Raw genomic sequence first — 17,003 nt, 5'->3', positions numbered from 1 at the left:
CGCTTTTCAGTCCGTCCGCACGCCGGCGGTGACGCCTCCGGCGGGCCGGTCGGGCAGCCGGTCCAGGTGGATGCCGAAGAACTTCTCGTAGGCCTCGAGCGCCTCGCTCTCGCCTTCGAGGGTGTGCTTGGAGCGCTCCGCGCCCGCGACCATGCTGATCTGGCTGTTGCCCTTGAGCGTGACCAGGCCGTCGGGGGTGCGGATGGAGCAGAACAGGCCCTGCAGGAACGAGGAGTCGGGCGAGGTGCGGTACCACCACAGGGTCGGGGCGAAGTCGGCGATCTGCACCGGCCGGTCCGCGACCCGGTACAGGGGCTTGCCGCCGAGGTACACGTCGACGGCGCCCTCGCCGGCGTCGTGCAGCTGGTAGTCGCCGTGCGGGTCGTGCTGCACCTCGCGGGAGGCCAGGTTCAGCGGGAAGCGGCTGTTGCGGCCGAAGCCGACGTCGACCAGCCAGTCCTGGCTGTCGGCCCTGACCCGGAGCGCCAGGTGCCCCAGGAAGGGGCCGAGCCCGTCGGGGCGGTGCACCCAGCCCGGCAGGATGTCGAGTTCGTAGCCCAGCGACGTCAGCAGGAACGCCAGGGCGGGGTTGACTTCGTAGCAGCCGCCGCCCCGCTTCCTGCGGACGATCTTCTCCAGGACGCGTTCGTCCATGAAGATGTCTTCCCCGAGGTGGTAGTCGAGGTTCTCGAAGGGGACCGACAGGATATGGCGCTCCATCAGGTGGCGGAGCCCTGCCAGGTCGGCGCGGTGCGGCCGGTCCGCTTCGATCCGGCGCAGATAGTCGTCCATGATGCCGTCCAACATCACCGTCTCCTTAGACGTGCGGGGTGCTGTGTGAGGGGTGGTTGCGCTGCCAGCGCAGCAGCGACAGGCCCATGGCCATGCCGCCGCCGAAACCGGCCAGCAGGATGAGGTTTCCGTCGCTCAGCCGTCCCGAGCGGGCCGCGAGGTCGAGGGTGACCGGGATCGAGGCGGCTCCGGTGTTGCCGAAGTCCTCGTAGCTGAACCGTGTGCGGCCGGCCGGGACACCGAGCGAGGCCGAAAGGTCCTCGAGCATGCGCCCGTTGGCCTGGTGCGGCACGAAGTGGTCGAGGTCGCCGATGCGGAAGCCCGCGTCGCCGACGAAGGCTGCGATGGCCGGGGCGACCGTCGAGTCGACGAACTCGCGCACACCGCGCCCGTTCATGGTGAAGTAGTGCAGACCCTCGGCGAGGGTCTGGGGGGTCGCCGGCAGACGGCTGCCGCCGGCCGGCACCTCGATCAGGTCGCGTTCGGCGCCGAACCCCGCCAGCTGCCCGGCCAGCAGACCGCGGCCGGGCCGGGCCGGGCCCAGCACCACCGCTCCGGCTCCGTCCCCGAAGAGGATGGCGGTGCGCCGGTCGGCGGGATCCAGGATGCGGGAGTAGATGTCCGCGCCGATGACCAGCGCGTACGGGGAGTCGGAGCCCGCGAGGATGTTCGCGGCCGCGTTCAGCGCGAAGACGAAGCCGCTGCAGACGGCGTTGACGTCGAAGGCGGCGGGCCCGTGGCCCGCGCCGAGGCCGTCGGCCACCACACAGGCGGTGGGCGGCTGCGGCGAGTCGGGCGTCGACGTCGCGACAATGATCAGCGAGAGGTCCGCGGCGGTGATGCCGGCGGCTTCCAGCGCGGCCCGGCCCGCGGCGACGGCCAGGTCGGACGTCGCCTCATCGGCTTTGGCCCGGCGCCTGTTGCGTATGCCGGTCTTGCGGTGGATCCATTCGTCGCTGACTCCGGCGGCGGCGGCGACCTCGTCGTTGCCGACCACATGGGAGGGCAGACAGGAACCCGTGCCCAGGATCGCGATGCCGGCGGGCCTGCGGGTCGAGCGGGCCGTACCCGTGGTGATCATGTGTGATCCTTCCGTGAGAGTTCGGTCCTCCCGCAGCAGATGGTCCCCAGGGCGCCCGGCCGGGGGCAAAGCCCGGCCGCCGAACCCGTCAGGTCGCGGGGGGAGTACGTCAGATGGCGGCCGGCCGGTGCGCCGGCCGGCCGCCGGGAACCCGGGTCAGTCGGCCACTGCCAGGCGGGAGCCGGCCAGGAGATGGCGCACCAGGTCGCCGGTGATCCCGACCCCGTTCTGGGTCAGCACGGACTCCGGATGGAACTGCATCGACGCGAACCGCGCGCCGCGCAGCGCGTGCACCTCGAGGCTGCCCGTGTCCCGGGCGATCTCCACGACCCCGGCCGCGTCCGTCTCCGTCTTGTCCTCGCCGCTCACGGCCGCGAACGTGTTGTAGAAGCCGACCCGTTCGCGCCGCCCGAACAGATCGATGTCACGCTGGACGCCCTGGTTGGGGACGGCTCTGCGCCGCAGGTCCAGGCCCAGGCGGCGGCTGAGGACCTGGTGGCTGAGGCAGATCGCCAGGAACGGCCGCTGTTCCTCGAGCAGTCTGGTGATCGTGCGGTCCAGGTGGGCGATCTTGGGGTGGGAGAGATCGCCCGGGTCGCCGGGGCCCGGGCCCATCACCACCAGATCGTGGCCGGCGAGCCGGTAGGGCTCGTCGAACCGTTTCACCGTCACCTGCAGCCCGAGGGAGTGCAGCTGGTGCCCGATCATCGAGGTGAAGGTGTCCTCCGCGTCGACCACGAGAACCCGCAGCCCGGGCGGCAGCGGCTGCTCGGCGGCGGGCGGGCCGCCCGCGAGCCAGAACCCGGCGATGCTCTCGTTGCGCTGCTCCAGCGCCCTGCGCACCTCGGGGTGGGCGGCGAACCGGGCCGGGCCCTGACCCTCCAGCGCGGCGAGCAGCCCGGCGGCCTTGGCCCGGGTCTCGGCCACCTCCGACAGCGGATCGGAGTGGCGCACCAGCGTCGCTCCGACACCGACGCGCACCCGCCCGGCGGCGTCGATGTCGGCGGTGCGGATACAGATCGCGGAGTCCAGGGCGTAGCCGCCCGCCGCGTCGCGGCCCATCAGGGCGACCACGCCGCTGTAGTAGCCGCGCCCGCTGGGCTCGTAGCGGCCGATGACCCGGCAGGCGCTCTCCAGCGGCGAACCGGTGACCGTCGGCGCGAACATCGTCTCGCGCAGGACCTCCCGCGGGTCGATGGCGGTGCGTCCTTCGATGAAGTACTCGGTATGGGCCAGGCGGGCCATCTCCTTGAGGAAGGGACCGCTCACCCGGCCGCCGTCCGGGCAGATCCGGGCCATCATCTTCAGTTCCTCGTCCACCACCATGTACAGCTCGTCGGTCTCCTTGCGGTCGGCGAGGAAGTCCATCACCTCGGGCAGGGTGGGGCCGGAGGCCGGGTAGCGGTAGGTGCCGGAGATCGGGTTCATCACGGCCGTGCCGTCCTGCACGCTGATGTGCCGCTCGGGTGTGGCACCGACCAGGGTGCGGGTGCCGGTGTGCACGACGAACGTCCAGTACGCGCCCTTCTCGCGCTCCAGGAGCCGCTTGAACAGGGTCAGGGCGCTGCGCGGGGAGTAGTCGCCGATGTCGAGGGTGAAGGTCCGCTTGATGACGAAGTTCGCGCCCTCGCCGGTGCCGATCTCGTCGGCGATGACGCGGCGGACGGTCTCGGCGTAGGCGTCGTCGTCCACGTCGAAGTGGCCGCCCGAGGTGCGCATGCTCTCCTCGGGCAGCTGTGCGAGCACGGTGCCCAGGCCGGCGCTCTCCTGCCGGGTGACGCTGAGGGCCACCAGGGGAGTGCCGTCGTCGTGGGCGGCGAAACCCCGCTCGGTGATCTGCCGGTAGGGCACGAGGGCGAGCACGTCGTGGCGGGGGCCGTCCGCGCCGCCGGGCTCGGGCAGCGGGATGTCGGAGAGGGTTTTGGGGTGCGACACCTCGCCGACGAGGATGTCGACCAGTCCGGGACCGTTCGCCTCGGGCCGGTGCAGCAGAGCGAACGGCCCGGGCTCGGGGCCGAGGATCTTCTCCAGCAGAGCGCCTTTCGGCGGCCCCTCGGGGCGGGCGCCGGTCATGACAGGGCCTCCTTGGCGGTGGTGAGGACCGCGCAGCGCGCGGCCGCGTACTCCAGGGCCATCCGGTGGTGGCTCTCGGAGAAGTCGGCGACGGCGTCGGCGACCACGAACGTCTCGATGTCGTGGCTGAACGCCTCCACGGCCGTGATGAGCACGCCGACGTGGGCGTAGACCCCGCAGACCAGAAGCTGGTCACGCCCGTGGAAACGCATCCGGGTGAGCAGGTCGGTGCGGTGGAAGGCGCTGTAGCGCCACTTGGTCACCAGCCAGTCCCCCTCTGCGGGGGCGAGGGCGTCGACCACGGCACGGTCGGCCGGGGCGGGACGCATGCCCGGCCCCCAGAAGTCCTTGAGCAGGCCCCGCTGCTGGGCGCTCATGCCGCCGGGCTGGGCGGTGTAGGCGACGGGGATGCCGAGTCGGGCGCACTGCTCACGCACATGGGCCGCGTTCTCCACGACCTGGCTGCGCAGCGGCTCGGGAAACGGCTCGAGGAAGTAGCGCTGCATGTCGTGGACGAGGAGCACCGCGCGCGCCGGGTCCACGCTCCACGGTGCGGTGTTCGCCGGCAGCTGTGACGAGGAAGGCAGGGGGTACGACTCGATGGTCGGAAGTCCGGCCATGGTGGTCTCGGTTCCTTTCTCCGCACGGTGTGCCGCCCGCCGCGCCGCATGACGCGGCCGCGGCGGGGCGGTTCCGTGCTCCGGTACAGGGCTAGGCGCCGAGCGCCGCGCCGCCGTCGACGGTCAGGGTGTGCAGGGTGATGTGGGACGCCTGGTCGGACAGGAGGAAGGCGACGGCCCGCGCGACGTCGCCCGGCTGGGCGAGCTTGCCCAGCGGGATGCCGACACGGAAGGCGTCGAGGTTCCCGGCGACGGTGGCCCGCGGACCGGAGTCGTCCTGCCACATGGAGCTGAGCATCGGGGTGTCGGTGGAGCCGGGGGCGACGATGTTGCAGCGGATACCGTGCCGGGCCACCTCCAGGCCCAGGCTCTTGGTGAACATCTCCGCCGCCGCCTTGGACGCCGCGTACGCCGCCATGCCGGTCCGGGGGGTGGCGGCGGCGTTGGAGGCCACGGTGACCACGGCCCCGCGGCCGCGCGGCACCATCCGGGCCACGACGGCGCGCGAGAGATGGAAGACACCCGTGGTGTTGACGGCGAAGGTGCTGTTCCAGTCGTCGTCGCTGAAGGTGCTCACCTCGCCCAGGCGCAGGACCCCCGCCGCGTTGACGAGATAGTCGATGGGACCCAGGCGCGCCTCGATGTCGGCGACGACCTCCTCCACCGCCCGGCTGTCGGTCACGTCCGCCGGGAACGGCGCCACCGGCAGCCCGTCCGCGCCCAGTTTCTCGATCATCTCGCCCAGCAGGGCGGCATCGCGGTCGACCGCGGCCACCGCGGTGCCCTGTTCACCCAGGACACGGGCGACGGCCGCGCCGATGCCGCCGGCGGCTCCGGTGACCAGCGCCAGTCTGTTCTCCATGTCGTGCCTCTCCTTCACATGCCGTGCGGGCAGGGGCTGTTCGGTGCGGCGGCTCACGACTGCCAGGCGGACACCACGGAGATGCCCTGGCTGACGTTGAGCCGCGGGTCGCACAGGCTCTGGTAGGCGTCACCGACGAGGCCGGCCGCCCCCGCGTCGCTGACGCACTCCATGACCGCGTCCGGTGTCGTCTCCAGGTGCAGGCCGCCGGCGACGCCGCCGCCCGCGGTCACCGCGTGGTGGAAGGCGACGACCTCGCGCTCGGCCGCCTCCACGTAGCGGGTCTTGAACCCTCCCGGGGTGGTGACGGTGTTGCCGTGCAGCGGGTCGGTCAGCCAGATCACCGGGTGGCCCGCCCTGCGTACGGCCTCGACCAGCGGAGGCAGGGCGTCGGCCACCGCGTCGGCGCCCATGCGGGCGATGAGGGTGAGCCGTCCCGGCTCGCGCCGCGGGTCCAGACGCCGGCACAGATCCAGCAGTTCCTCCGGGGTGATGCCCGGGCCGACCTTGCAGGCCACCGGGTTGACCACGCCGGTGAGCAGGGCGACATGCGCGCCCTCGGGCTGCCGGGTGCGCTCTCCGATCCACGGCCAGTGCGTCGAGGACAGCACCAGCCCGTCGGCCTCGTGCCGCAGCAGGGGGACCTCGTAGTCGAGCAGCAGCGCCTCATGGCTGGTCCAGACAGCGGGGTCGATGAGGTCCGTGCCGCGGGCGCGGTGCCAGTTCAGGTGGTGCATGATCTCGTCGGCCGCCATGTACCCGGTCAGCAGCCGCAACGGGTCGGGGCGGCGTCCCTCGGGGGTGGGCTCGGGGTTGTTGACCATGTGACCGCGGTAGACGGGCAGTTCGACGCCGCCGATCAGCTCGGTCGGCTTCGAGCGCGGCTTGCCGAACTGTCCCGCGATGCGGCCCACCCGGATCACGGGCTTGCCGGTGACCAGCCGCAGCGCCCCGGCCAGCAGGTCGAGCACGGCCGCCTTGCGCGCGACATGCTCGGCGGTGCATTCGTCGGGGTCCTCGGCGCAGTCCCCGGCCTGCACCACCAGGGCCTCGCCGGCCGCCACCCGGGCCAGATGGCCGCGCAGGGCACGGACGTCGTCCGCGCGTACCAGCGCGGGCCGGCTCGCCAGATCCGAGCGGACCCGGCTCACCTGCGCCGGGTCGTCCCAGACCGGCTGCTGAGGGGCGATCTTCCATTCGAGGTCGAGCAGGGGAAAGTCCACGGATGTCTCCAGACAAGGAATACGGACGGTGGGAAAAAAAACGCGGCATGGCTGCCGCGGCGTACGGAATCGGGGAGAAGGCCCAAGGGCCCGGCCAGGACGGCACGGACGGGCCGGGTCAGAGACCGGGCGTCCAGCCCACCGCGTCCCAGAACCCGAGCTGGGCGAGCTTGGGGGTGTGCCTGACCTCGGCGATGCCAGGGCCGCCCAGGACCAGGGTGCTGGGCGCGTCGGGAGTGAACGGCGGCCAGCCGGGAGTGTTCGGGGTGCTGGGCACAGAGGTACGGGCGAAGGCCGCCACGGCGTCCATGAAAATGTCGGACAGCAGCCTCTCCACGGGGCCCGCACCGAGAACGGGCGCGAACTGCGGGAGTCGGTGGGTGCCGAACATGAACGGTGAGGTCGCCTCGTGCGGGGTGCCGAAGTGCGGCGCCAGCGCCGGATGCGCGAACTCCATGGCGTACAGCGGGCCGGCACCCGCACGGGCATGGCGCTCGGCGAACCGGACGATCTGGTGCCTGAACAGCGCGTCACCCCAGATCTCCGTCCACAGCGACAGCGGATCGCCGGGCAGCGCGGCGTCCCGCGCGGCATCCCGGTAGGCGAGGATGCACGCGTCGGCGAGATCGTCGCCCGCCTCCGGCCGCACCAGCCGCACCACATCGCGCACCGCCCCTCGCAGAGCGGCGGCGTCCCGCGGCGCGGGCAGGGGCTGCGGGGAGGCGGGCCCGGTGTAGAAGGAGCCCTCGGTGCTGGTGTGGATCGACAGCACGGGCACGCCGGGAGCCGGCAGCGCGTGGTCGGGCCCGGGCATGGTGCGACCGTCGACGACCGGCCCCCTGTACCAGCGTCCGCTGGCGACGATCCGGTCCTCGGGAGGCGGCGCGAAGATCTCCTCCCAGGCCGCGGCGAGCGCGGCGGCCGGCACCTCGCGCAGGCCGGCGACGGTGGTGCCCAGCCGGCGGGCGACGGCCCGGTAGGCGCTGCGGGAGTCCTCGGGTGTGAGCGAGGTCGCCGGCGGCGTGACATGGCTGGGACTGATCGACACGATGCGCCGGATCAGGCCGCGCAGGCCGGGCAGCAGGGCGAGCTGCCAGGCGCTGGCACCGCCCGCGGAGGTACCGCACACGGTGATGTTGTCCGGGTCCCCGCCGAAGGCGGCCGCGTTGGCGCGCACCCAGCGCAGCAGCGCCTGCTGGTCCTGCAGGCCCCAGTTGGCGAAGTCACCGCTCAGCGGATCGGTGAGGTCCTCGTGCAGGCCGAACCCCAGGACGCCGAGCCGGTAGTTGAAGGTGACCACGACCATGTCCGCGCGGGCGGCCAGCCGGGCCCCGTCGTAGGCGGGCATGCTGCCCGCACCGGCCTGCCAGCCGCCGCCGTGGATGTACACCATCACGGGCCTGCTGCCGCCGGTGTTGGGCGTCCACACGTTGGCGTACAGCGAGTCCTCACTGTGGGGCGGCACCGGCCGGCTGGGTATGCGGCTCTGGAAGGAGACGTCGGCGAAGCGCACGGCCTCGCGCACTTCGCGCCAGGGCACGGGCGGTCGGGGGGAGGCGAAGCGCAGTTCGCCCAGCGGCGGCCTGGCGTAGGGGATGCCGCGGAAGGCGGCGATCCGGCCGGCGCGTTCACCGGCCACCGGCCCGGCCGACGTGCGCACGACGACCCGGGAGCCGGTCGCGGCGCGGGCCGGGGGGCCGTCGGCGGTGACGGCGTGCGCCTTTCTCCGCCCGTCGGCGGCCTGCGGCTGGACGGTCATGTGAACTCCTCGGCACGGGGACGGGCTGTCCGCAGATCGTGTGCCGGGGGTTCAGAACTCGCCAAAGGACGTTCGGACAATCCGTCAGCTGCCCTGCGCAGTCCGTCAGCTCGGTGGGCCGGGTGGCCGCCGAGCTGACACAGGGGGCGGGCGGACGGCTGACAGACCAGGTCCTCGTCCGTACACTGCGCCGTTCTCCATGCTCACGCACAGGCCCGCGTGCATGGCCGCGCGCATGCCTGTGCGCATGGCTACGCGGATGCCTGCGTCACCTCCGCGGCCTCGGTCACCGGCTCGGCCGTGCCGGACAGCACCGCGACGGCGTGGGCGGCCGAGGCGAGGGTGGCGTGCCGGTGCCAGCCGCTGAAGGAACGGCCGGAATAGTCTCTTATGCCCACCCGTTCGGCGATCTGGGCGAAGTCCTGGTTCACCCGCTGGGGCAGCTTGCTCAGCCGCAGCAGCTGGGAGGGGTGCAGGTCGGTGATGTTGGTCAGCCACAGTTCGGCCGGCCAGCGCCCGCCGTTGTCGCCGACGCCGAACAGCACCAGGTCACGGCACCAGGACGGGCGGCGGGCGGTGCGGCGCGGAAGCCGCACACGGACCGTCGCGGTCAGGCCCGCGTGCACGGTGCGACCGCCCGGGCCGGGCCGGCGCTGGATGACCGGCTGGCGCAGCGGCCGGGCCATCAGCATGAGCTGATGCGCCGTCATCTCCGCGTCGGCGGCGGCACGGGGCAGTCCCGCGTCGGCGGCGGCCAGCCGCAGGTTGGCACTGACCCGTAACAGCATCGGCGCACCCGCGCTCTGCAGCCCGCGCACCGTGCCCGCCACGTCGGACTGGCGGGCGTCCATCAGCGCGGGGCGCACCGGCAGGCCCCAGTCCCGGGTGATGCCGAGGTAGGCCTCCACACAGCACTGGTCCATCGACTCGGGCAGCACCGTCTCCGGGATCGCCGCCTGCCGGCGCCGGGTCTTGTCGTCCAGCCAGGTGTCGGGCAGGTGCAGGCGCCAGTTGATCGGGCTGCTGTGCTCCTCGGAGACCGCCCACACCCCCACGGCCTGCTGGGCGTTCATGATCTGGCCGCGGTGCGGGCAGAAGCGCCGGTCCACCCCCACCGAACTGTCGCCGGCCTTGGGTATCACCATCGGCTGCAGCAGATAGGCGCGGGCGGGGGAGACCTCCTCCAGATGCCGGGCCAGGGCACGGCGGACCGGGCCCCAGTCCCAGGTGGAGCCGCTGATGAAGTGGTGCAGGCTCTGCTCGGCCGCCTCCCCGCCGAACAGCGAGGAGATGTTCCGGATCGACTTGCGTCCCTCGACACCGAGCAGGCCCTGCACGTACTCCATGCCCCTGCGCCGCTGGTCGCTGCGCGGCAGGGACCCGAAGAGCACCGTGCTCAGCTCCCGCAGCACGCTGTCCCGGGTCGCTTCCCGCACCGGGTAGGACAGCTCCCCGTCCGTGGTGCTCCTGTGCAGCCTGGTCTGCATCCCATCCCACCTCGCCACTCGGTCGACCGGGCCCCGTTGGTCCGGCCGCGACCCGCGTCTGTGCGGTTGCGCCTGCGGCAGCCGTACTCGTGTGGTCCCGACTGCCTGCTGAGGCAGCCTGTGATCAGGCGTCCAAGGGGGGACCAAGGCCGGGGAAACGCGCAGGCCGAAGACGTTTCGACGGGCTCTGCGAGGACCCGGCCGCGGGCGGGCAGGACGCGGGGAACGGCACGGGGCGGGCAGTGACCGCCCGGCCGGACGGTGCGGGGGAGGTGCGGGGGAACAGGGCCACAGCGAGGCCGGGCGGACCGGGCGGGCCGGGCACAGGGAGCACCGGCAGGGCCCCGCGAGCGGTACGCGCCCGCCGTGCCGCCCGTGCCGCCGGACCGCCGTGCCGCCCGTGCCGCCGGACCGCCGTGCCGCCGCCGGACCGCCCGCCCGCCGGCGGGCCGGCTGCCCGGCCGAGGATCCGGCCGCCCGTCTCCGCCCCGCCCCGGCATCCCTGCGCAGGCCGTCGCGCCGCCCGGGCATCGTCCGTCCCGGCTGTCCTGGCCGTCCCGACCATCCCGTCCGTCCCGGCTGTCCGGGGGGACGGTGCTCTCCCCGTGACCGTCCCCGTGACCGGTCCCCGTGACCGCGGGCGGGGCCCCGGGAAACGAGGGCCGGCGCTGTGCGGCGCCGCCGGGAGCCCGCCGGGCACAGCCGGTTCCTCCCTCGCCCCGGTTACGCGGCCGGCCGGGGAGCACCGCAGTGGCAGCAGGATTCGCGGTGCCGTCCGGGGGGCTCCTCGCCCGGCTGCCGGGGCGACGGCGAGGAGCGCCCCGGCGGGGACGGATCGCCGCACCGGATGCGCCGGCCGGGTTCTGCCGGGGTGAGCTCGACCTCCAGCCCCGCGGGCACCATCAGCCAGCGGGGCGGGAGAACCTCGTCCTCGAAACGCATACCGCCTCCTCACTCGGGTCCCGCCGTGAGGCGGGACCACGCCCGTGACGGCCTGTCAGGTGGCCGTCACGGCCAGCGTCCGCCCGGCCGATCCAGGCCGGGTGAAGCCGTGTCCAAGGTGCTGGCCGGCGCGGGCCGGGCCCGGAACCGGAATTCGTCAGCCTGCCGCGGTCAGCACCCCGGAGACGGAACGGCTGCCGAGGCCGCCGCGGTCGCCGCCGGGCAGAACGCGCAGTTCGGCGTTGTCGAAGGACGGCAGGGACAGCCGGATCAGATCCGGCACCCGGAACATGAGAGCCGGGGAACCGGACTGGTCCGCCCTGACCACCACGTGATGGTCGAGCAGCTGGCCCACCAGGGAGTCGCCGTCCCAGGAACTGCCGCCCAGGAGCCGGCGGGCCCGTGTCATGTCGAAGGGAGCCGCTCCGGCGCCCGCCAGCAGTGTGAGCGCCCGGCGCAGGGCGCCGGGCAGCCGGGCGATCGCTCCGGCCGCCCGGGCCAGCACGTCGCAGGCCTCGTCGTGCAGTTCCGCCGCCAGGCGGCCCTCGTCCCTCAGCCCGAGGGCGAGGTCGTCGAGCGTCCACATCGGGCGCGCCGCGAACTTCTCACCCACGGCACGCAGGGAGAGCGGGAAGTTGCCCATCAGGCGCGTGACGTCCCCGAGGACGTCACCGGCGCTGACGCGCTCCGCCCCGGCCACCCGGGTGAAGAACGCGGCGGCGTCGTCGGCCGACAGCGCCCCCAGGGCCATCGCCCGGGCGCCGGGCAGACCGGGCAGGCGGACCCGGGAGGTCACCAGTGCCAGGCTGCGGCCGTCCGCCGGCAGCAGCGGGAGCACCTGGTCGGTGCCGGCCGCGTCGTCCAGCAGGACCAGCAGCGACCGGCCGGCACTGAAGGACCGGAACATGCCCGCCAGGTCGTCGGCGTTCTTGGGCAGCGTGGCCGGATCCATGCCGCAGTCCCGCAGCAGGGTGTGCAGGACGTCGTCCGCCCGTCTGGGGCGGTCCGCGCCGTCGTGCAGCCGGGCGTGGAGCGCGCCGTCGGGGAACCGGTCGGCCATACGGTGCGCGGCGTGCACGGCCAGGGCGCTCTTGCCCACACCGGCCGCTCCCAGGACCACCACCACCCGGGGTCCTGCGGACCACACGGCGCGGGCCGTGTCCCCCGCGTCCGCGTCCGTGTCCGCGCCGGTGAGGCAGGAGAGCTGCGTCAGTTCCGCGACGCGTCCGGTGAAGTCCGGGGTGTCCAGCGGCAGCCGGCCGCCGACCGGCACCGCCACAGGGACCGGCGCCGGCGCGGCGGCACCGGCGGGGGAGGGGGCACCGGCCGGTGCCGTGCCCGCCACGACGACGGCGGCCGGCTGCGGCAGCGCTTCGTTGAGAACGTCCTGCTGCAGTCTCTGCAGCCGCTCGGACGGCTCGATGCCGAGTTCGTCGACGAGCCGGCGGCGCAGCCGGGTGAACGCGTCCAGTGCCGTGGCGCGCTGCCCGGAGCGGTGCGCGGCGAGCATGAGCTGGGCGGCGAACTCCTCGTGGAAGGGATGGTCCGCGGTGAGCTGGTGCAGTTCCCCCACCAGCGCGCGGTGGCGGCCCAGTTGCAGGTCGGCCGTGATGCGCAGCTCCAGCGCGCCGAGCCGTGAGTCGGCGATCTGCGCGATCTGCGCCGCCAGGAGCGGTCCGGCGTCCAGTCCGGCGAACGGTTCGCCCCGCCACAGCCCGAGCGCCTGGCGCAGCAGGTGCGCCGAGGCACGGGGATCACCCTCGCTCAGCGCGGTGCGCGCGCGCACGACCCCGTGCTCGAACTCCCACAGGTCCAGCTCCCCCGGCCGCAGGTCGATGCGGTAGCCGCCGGGACCGGTGCGCACCCGGTCGCCGGCATCCCCGGGGCACTTGAGGGCCTTGCGTATCTGGTACACGTACGTCTGGACGGTCTTGCGGGCCAGGCGGGGCGGGTCGAACTCCCACAGTTCCCCGATCAGGGCCGAGGTCGACACCAGACGGTTGGCGCTCAGCAGCAGCACGGCCAGCGCGCGCCGGGCCATGGGCGCGGTGGGTGTGCGGTCCTCGCCCTGGGCGCGGACCTCCAGCGGGCCGAGCACCCGTGTGCGCAGCGCACCGCCGCCGGTGCCGGCCGGTACGGAGTCGTTCATGGCGTCCTCTTCCTGGCGGGCTGCGCCGGGCGGGCCTCATGAGGGCCGGCCGGGGTGCGCGGATCGAAGTGGTTCCTGTCCGGCCGCGGCCCGGGTGCGCCGCCGGGGCCCGCGTCGCGTGTCTCGTACCAGTGCCGCATGCGGGAGCGGCGGAGCTTTCCGATACCGGTCCTGGGGACGTCCTGGGCGCGCACCGGCACGACCTGGTCGATGTGCAGGCCGAGGCGGTCGGTGACCTGCGCGCGGATCAGGGCCGCGGCCCTGGTCCGCGGGGTGCCGGGCCGCGGGTGGTAGAAGACGGCGAGTTCCTCCTTCTCGGGGCCGGTGACCGGGCAGGCCACCGTGTGGGTGGGTGCGACGAAGTCCAGTTCCTCCACCGCGGCCTCGATCTCGTGGCTGTGGCAGCGCACACCGGCGCGCTCGATGAGGTCGTCGGCCCGGCCGGTGACGGTGAGGACGCCGTCCTCGACGAAGGCCAGGTCCCCGGTGCGGAACCAGCCGTCGGCGGTGAAGGCGCGGCGCGTGTGGTCGAGGTCGTCGAGGTAGCCGCGGGTGACCGAGGCCCCGTGGACCTGGAGGTGGCCCAAGGTGCCCGCCGGGACGGGCTCGTCCCGCTCGTCGACGCAGCGCACCGCGGTGCCGGGCTGGGGCCGGCCGGCCGGGACGTACCGTGTGTGGCCGCCGTCCAGGTCGGACAGCCGGCAGTCGACGACGCCCGACGCCGTCTCGGACATGCCCCAGCCGGGGAACATCGCGTCCGGCGGCAGGCGGAAGGGGGCGAGCAGCTCCATGAAACGCCGCACCACCGGGGCGTGCACGGCCTGTCCGCCGTTCATGATGCGGCGCAGCCCGCTCAGGTCCCAGTCCTGGCCGGGCAGCCGGTGCGCCTGGTCGTTGACGAGGGACAGGGCGAAGTTGGGGGCCCAGGTGGTGCAGGCCCGGTGACGGCCGGCGAGGGTGAGCCAGCGCAGCGGGTCGGCGAGGACAAGTTCCGGGCGGGCGTGCACCTGGTGCGCCCCGAGGAACACGTCGCGCAGATGGAACAGCAGCAGCCCGCCGGCGTGGTCGAGCGGCATCCAGTTGAGGGTGCGGGTCGTGGCGCCGAGGCCGCCCGCGCGGGCCGTCGCGGCGCTGCGGCTGAGGATGTTGTGGTGGGTGAGCATCACGGCCTTGGGCGTGCTGGTGGAGCCCGAGGTGAGCAGCAGGACGGCGAGGTCGTCCGGGCGGGAGGGGTGGCGGCGGTGCTCGGGGTGCTCGGCGCGCAACTGGTGCGGGTGGCCCAGCCAGGAGGTGGCCCAGCCGGGGTGGGTGCGGGTGCGCGCGGCGAGGGGCTGGTCCGGCCCGGTGACGGTGTAGGGCCTGCCGTAGCGGTGCCAGACCGCGTCCAGCAGGCCGGGGGCGGCGGCCCGGGCCGCGGGTGTGGCGCCGGTGCCGACGGGCAGGGGGACGAAGCCGCCCAGCACGCAGGCCCAGAAGGTGGCCAGCAGGTCCGGCTGGTGGGCGACGTGCACGATGACCCGGTCCCCGGGTCTCACTCCCGCCGCCCGCATCCCGGCCGTCAGCCGGCCTGCCTCCCGCAGCAGCCGTCCGTAGCTCCAGCGTGTTTCGCCGCCGTCGGTGCCGATGAAGCACAGGCCCCGGGCGCCGGAGGCGGCCGCGGCCCGCAGGAGCGCCGTGCCGAGCGTGGCGCACTTCGGGCGGGGGGCGGGTCCGCCGTCCAGCAGTGAGATCGCGCGGGAGGTCATCGGGTGCCACGCTCCCTGCGGTAGTCCCGGGGCGTGGTGCCGTAGCGGTCGCGGAAGAGCCGGCTGAAGTGGGACGCCCCGTACAGTCCGGCCCGTTCCCCGATCAGCGCGACGGGCAGGTGGTCCAGGGCGGGGTCGGCGAGTTCGGCCCGGCAGCGGGCCAGCCGCTCGTCGCGTATCCAGCGGGCGGGGCTGAGGCCGTACTCCTGGAAGACCTTCTGCAGGTAGCGCAGGGAGACGTTGTGCTCGCGGGCGATGCTCACCGGGCTGAGGCCGGGCTCCGCCAGCTGCCGGCGGACGTAGGCCTGGATGTGCAGCATCAGTGTCTGCCGGGCGATCTGCGGGTCGTCGGCGACCTCGCGCATGCGTTCGGCGAAGAGCGCCGCGGTCAGCCCGACGACGCTGCCGCCGAGCAGGTCGACGGCGGTCTGCACCTGACTGCCGTGCCGGCCGAGCCCTTCCAGCAGTGAGGACAGCAGGGCGGCCAGCCCCTCGGCGCCCGACCAGGCACGGGCCGTGACCCGTTCGGCCTCCGGCGCGGTCAGTCCCACCAGCCGGTGGGTGACCATCACGTCCACCAGCCGGTAGTTCTCGGGCATGACGACCTTGTACGGGCGGGTGCTGTCGTAGCAGAGGAGCTGGGGGGCGCGCACGGCCGCGTGCCGGCCGTCCTGGACCACCCAGAGGGAGCCGGTCAGCGGCCGGCACACCCGCAGGAAGCCCGCGGCCCGCGGGTCGATCTGCCGGGCCGGGCGCACCAGTTCCCCGGGGCCGCCTTTCACCAGGGACACCCGCACCTCGCCGAACTGGTGGGTGCGCGTCGTGCCGTCGAGCGGTTCGTCGTGTTCCCTGACGATCTGCACGCCCCCGCGTCCGGCGGTCGAGGGGCCGTTGCCGGACGCCGGGAGGGCGGCGCGCACCGGCTTGGGTTCGTCGAGGCGTAACACCGCGTCAACCTCCATCCATGCGTCGGGACGGAGTCGGCCGCCGGGCGGCCGGTCCGTCGCCCCCATGTAAACATACCCGCATGCCGGTATCCTAGTTGCATCGGAGGATTCGATGCGACGCGGTGTCCTGCGGGTGCGCCACGCAAAGGGCTGCGACGGAGGCCGGGGGCCGGAGCGGTCTGCCGGGGGCCGGCGGGGCGTTCACCCCGGGGCGGCCGCGGTGCTCCCCCCGTCCGCTGCCGGCGGGGTGAGGGCGCGCAGGGCGGCCCCGACGAGCCGCGCCGTGTGCCGCTGCTGCCGGGCGGCGCCGGCCAGGGCCGCCGCCTCCGCCTGCGCGGTCAGCCGCCGGTGGCAGACGCCCTGGTCCGCCAGTGCGCCCAGGACGCGCCAGAGCCGGGTGCCGTCGCCGGCGGGCCCCCGGCCGCCCGGTTCGGGGACGCCGTCCCACCGCAGCGCATGCGGCCGGGCCCCCTGCCGGGCCAGCGCACGCCAGCGCCTCCCCTCGTGGACCTCCTCACGGATGTGCAGGGCCATGTCCACGGTGGCGGCCGCCAGGGCGAGCGCCGGGATCGGCGCGGGCGCCGGCACCGACGATGCCGTCGATGGTGCCCGCAGGCGGCGGCCGGCGTCCCCCGCCGCGCCCGCACGCGCCCCGCCCGGCACCGGCGGGCCCGGCGGGGCGCCGCCCGGCGCGTAGGCGAGAGCGCCGGCCGCCGTCTCCAGCCCGGCGACCGCCAGCGAGAGCGCCGTCGGCACCGCGCCGAGATCGAGCCCGGCCCGCGCCGCCCGTTCGAGCCCGGTCAGGAAGGCGTCGACGACCCGGGCGTAGCGCTCGACGGAGACGACGCAGACGGCGTGCACCCCGATGCCCTCGGCAAGACACCCGGTGATCGCCTCCAGCCCCCGCGCGGTGGCCGGGACGGTGATCATCAGATTCGGCCTGTCCACCGCGCGGTGCAGGGCGCGCGCCCCCGCCAGCACGGCGAGCGGATCGTGGGCCGGCGATACGGGGACGGCGGCGCACACCTGACCGCCCGGACCCCCCGCGGCCTGGTGCTCGCGCAGCTGGTCGGCGGCCGAGCGCGCGCCGCGGACGACCAGTTCGCCCAGCGCCGCACCGGCCCCGCGGCGGCGCCGGGCCAGGTCCTCCAGATGCGGACGGTAGGCCGGATACGGCACGGGCGTGCCCTCCGTCTCCGGCCCGCCCGCAGGGTGCGCGTGCACAAACGGACCGAGCGGCCCGTTCTCCGCGCCGTCCCCGCAGACGGCCGGAGCGGCCCCGGGCGCGCACAGCTGCGCGGCGCTCACCGCGGCCCTCCGCGC

At 74.3% G+C, this 17,003-nt stretch carries 12 protein-coding genes; all 12 read right to left on the bottom strand.

Annotated features, from left to right (window positions below):
* Window positions 1-6: 6 nt before the first annotated feature.
* Window positions 7-807 carry an arylamine N-acetyltransferase gene (locus OG622_RS00330; protein WP_371572200.1) on the bottom strand — a complete coding sequence of 267 codons (801 nt, stop codon included), beginning with the start codon at window positions 805-807 and terminating at the stop codon, window positions 7-9.
* Window positions 808-817: 10 nt separating this feature from the next.
* Window positions 818-1,873, bottom strand: a complete 1,056-nt coding sequence (locus OG622_RS00325; RefSeq protein ID WP_371572199.1) for a 3-oxoacyl-ACP synthase III family protein — start codon at window positions 1,871-1,873, stop codon at window positions 818-820.
* A 156-nt stretch (window positions 1,874-2,029) separates the two neighbouring features.
* Window positions 2,030-3,946 (bottom strand): anthranilate synthase family protein, encoded by a 1,917-nt coding sequence (locus OG622_RS00320; RefSeq protein WP_371572198.1) that lies wholly within the window; start codon window positions 3,944-3,946, stop codon window positions 2,030-2,032.
* Window positions 3,943-4,566 carry an isochorismatase family protein gene (locus tag OG622_RS00315; RefSeq protein WP_371572197.1) on the bottom strand — a complete coding sequence of 208 codons (624 nt, stop codon included), beginning with the start codon at window positions 4,564-4,566 and terminating at the stop codon, window positions 3,943-3,945. The genes OG622_RS00320 and OG622_RS00315 overlap by 4 nt, the downstream gene beginning before the upstream one ends.
* A gap of 91 nt (window positions 4,567-4,657) precedes the next feature.
* Window positions 4,658-5,428 carry a 2,3-dihydro-2,3-dihydroxybenzoate dehydrogenase gene (locus OG622_RS00310; protein WP_371572196.1) on the bottom strand — a complete coding sequence of 257 codons (771 nt, stop codon included), beginning with the start codon at window positions 5,426-5,428 and terminating at the stop codon, window positions 4,658-4,660.
* A 53-nt stretch (window positions 5,429-5,481) separates the two neighbouring features.
* Complete coding sequence (locus OG622_RS00305) at window positions 5,482-6,651, bottom strand: 3-deoxy-7-phosphoheptulonate synthase (protein WP_371572195.1); 1,170 nt, start codon at window positions 6,649-6,651, stop codon at window positions 5,482-5,484.
* A gap of 118 nt (window positions 6,652-6,769) precedes the next feature.
* The gene (locus OG622_RS00300) at window positions 6,770-8,410 is read right to left on the bottom strand and encodes a carboxylesterase/lipase family protein (protein WP_371572194.1); all 1,641 of its coding nucleotides are present in this window, start codon (window positions 8,408-8,410) and stop codon (window positions 6,770-6,772) included.
* A gap of 251 nt (window positions 8,411-8,661) precedes the next feature.
* Window positions 8,662-9,897 carry an IS701 family transposase gene (locus OG622_RS00295; protein ID WP_371572193.1) on the bottom strand — a complete coding sequence of 412 codons (1,236 nt, stop codon included), beginning with the start codon at window positions 9,895-9,897 and terminating at the stop codon, window positions 8,662-8,664.
* A gap of 1,099 nt (window positions 9,898-10,996) precedes the next feature.
* Entirely contained in the window at window positions 10,997-12,988 is a 1,992-nt protein-coding gene (locus OG622_RS00290) for a BTAD domain-containing putative transcriptional regulator (protein ID WP_371572192.1), read from the bottom strand.
* Complete coding sequence (locus tag OG622_RS00285) at window positions 12,985-14,733, bottom strand: AMP-binding protein (RefSeq protein ID WP_371572191.1); 1,749 nt, start codon at window positions 14,731-14,733, stop codon at window positions 12,985-12,987. Before OG622_RS00285 ends, OG622_RS00290 begins: the two co-directional genes overlap by 4 nt.
* Entirely contained in the window at window positions 14,730-15,680 is a 951-nt protein-coding gene (locus tag OG622_RS00280) for a helix-turn-helix domain-containing protein (protein WP_371572190.1), read from the bottom strand. Before OG622_RS00280 ends, OG622_RS00285 begins: the two co-directional genes overlap by 4 nt.
* A 201-nt stretch (window positions 15,681-15,881) precedes the next feature.
* The gene (locus OG622_RS00275; protein WP_371572189.1) at window positions 15,882-16,988 is read right to left on the bottom strand and encodes a transaldolase family protein; all 1,107 of its coding nucleotides are present in this window, start codon (window positions 16,986-16,988) and stop codon (window positions 15,882-15,884) included.
* Window positions 16,989-17,003 lie beyond the last annotated feature (15 nt).

Source organism: Streptomyces sp. NBC_01314 (assembly GCF_041435215.1).
Classification (GTDB): domain Bacteria; phylum Actinomycetota; class Actinomycetes; order Streptomycetales; family Streptomycetaceae; genus Streptomyces.
This window is presented reverse-complemented; position numbering and strand designations above follow the sequence as displayed.

Coding starts and splice junctions, on each gene's coding strand:
- OG622_RS00330 (WP_371572200.1), bottom strand. CDS start 807: ATGTTGGACGGCATCATGGACGACTATCTGCGCCGGATCGAAGCGGAC.
- OG622_RS00325 (WP_371572199.1), bottom strand. CDS start 1,873: ATGATCACCACGGGTACGGCCCGCTCGACCCGCAGGCCCGCCGGCATC.
- OG622_RS00320 (WP_371572198.1), bottom strand. CDS start 3,946: ATGACCGGCGCCCGCCCCGAGGGGCCGCCGAAAGGCGCTCTGCTGGAG.
- OG622_RS00315 (WP_371572197.1), bottom strand. CDS start 4,566: ATGGCCGGACTTCCGACCATCGAGTCGTACCCCCTGCCTTCCTCGTCA.
- OG622_RS00310 (WP_371572196.1), bottom strand. CDS start 5,428: ATGGAGAACAGACTGGCGCTGGTCACCGGAGCCGCCGGCGGCATCGGC.
- OG622_RS00300 (WP_371572194.1), bottom strand. CDS start 8,410: ATGACCGTCCAGCCGCAGGCCGCCGACGGGCGGAGAAAGGCGCACGCC.
- OG622_RS00295 (WP_371572193.1), bottom strand. CDS start 9,897: ATGCAGACCAGGCTGCACAGGAGCACCACGGACGGGGAGCTGTCCTAC.
- OG622_RS00290 (WP_371572192.1), bottom strand. CDS start 12,988: ATGAACGACTCCGTACCGGCCGGCACCGGCGGCGGTGCGCTGCGCACA.
- OG622_RS00285 (WP_371572191.1), bottom strand. CDS start 14,733: ATGACCTCCCGCGCGATCTCACTGCTGGACGGCGGACCCGCCCCCCGC.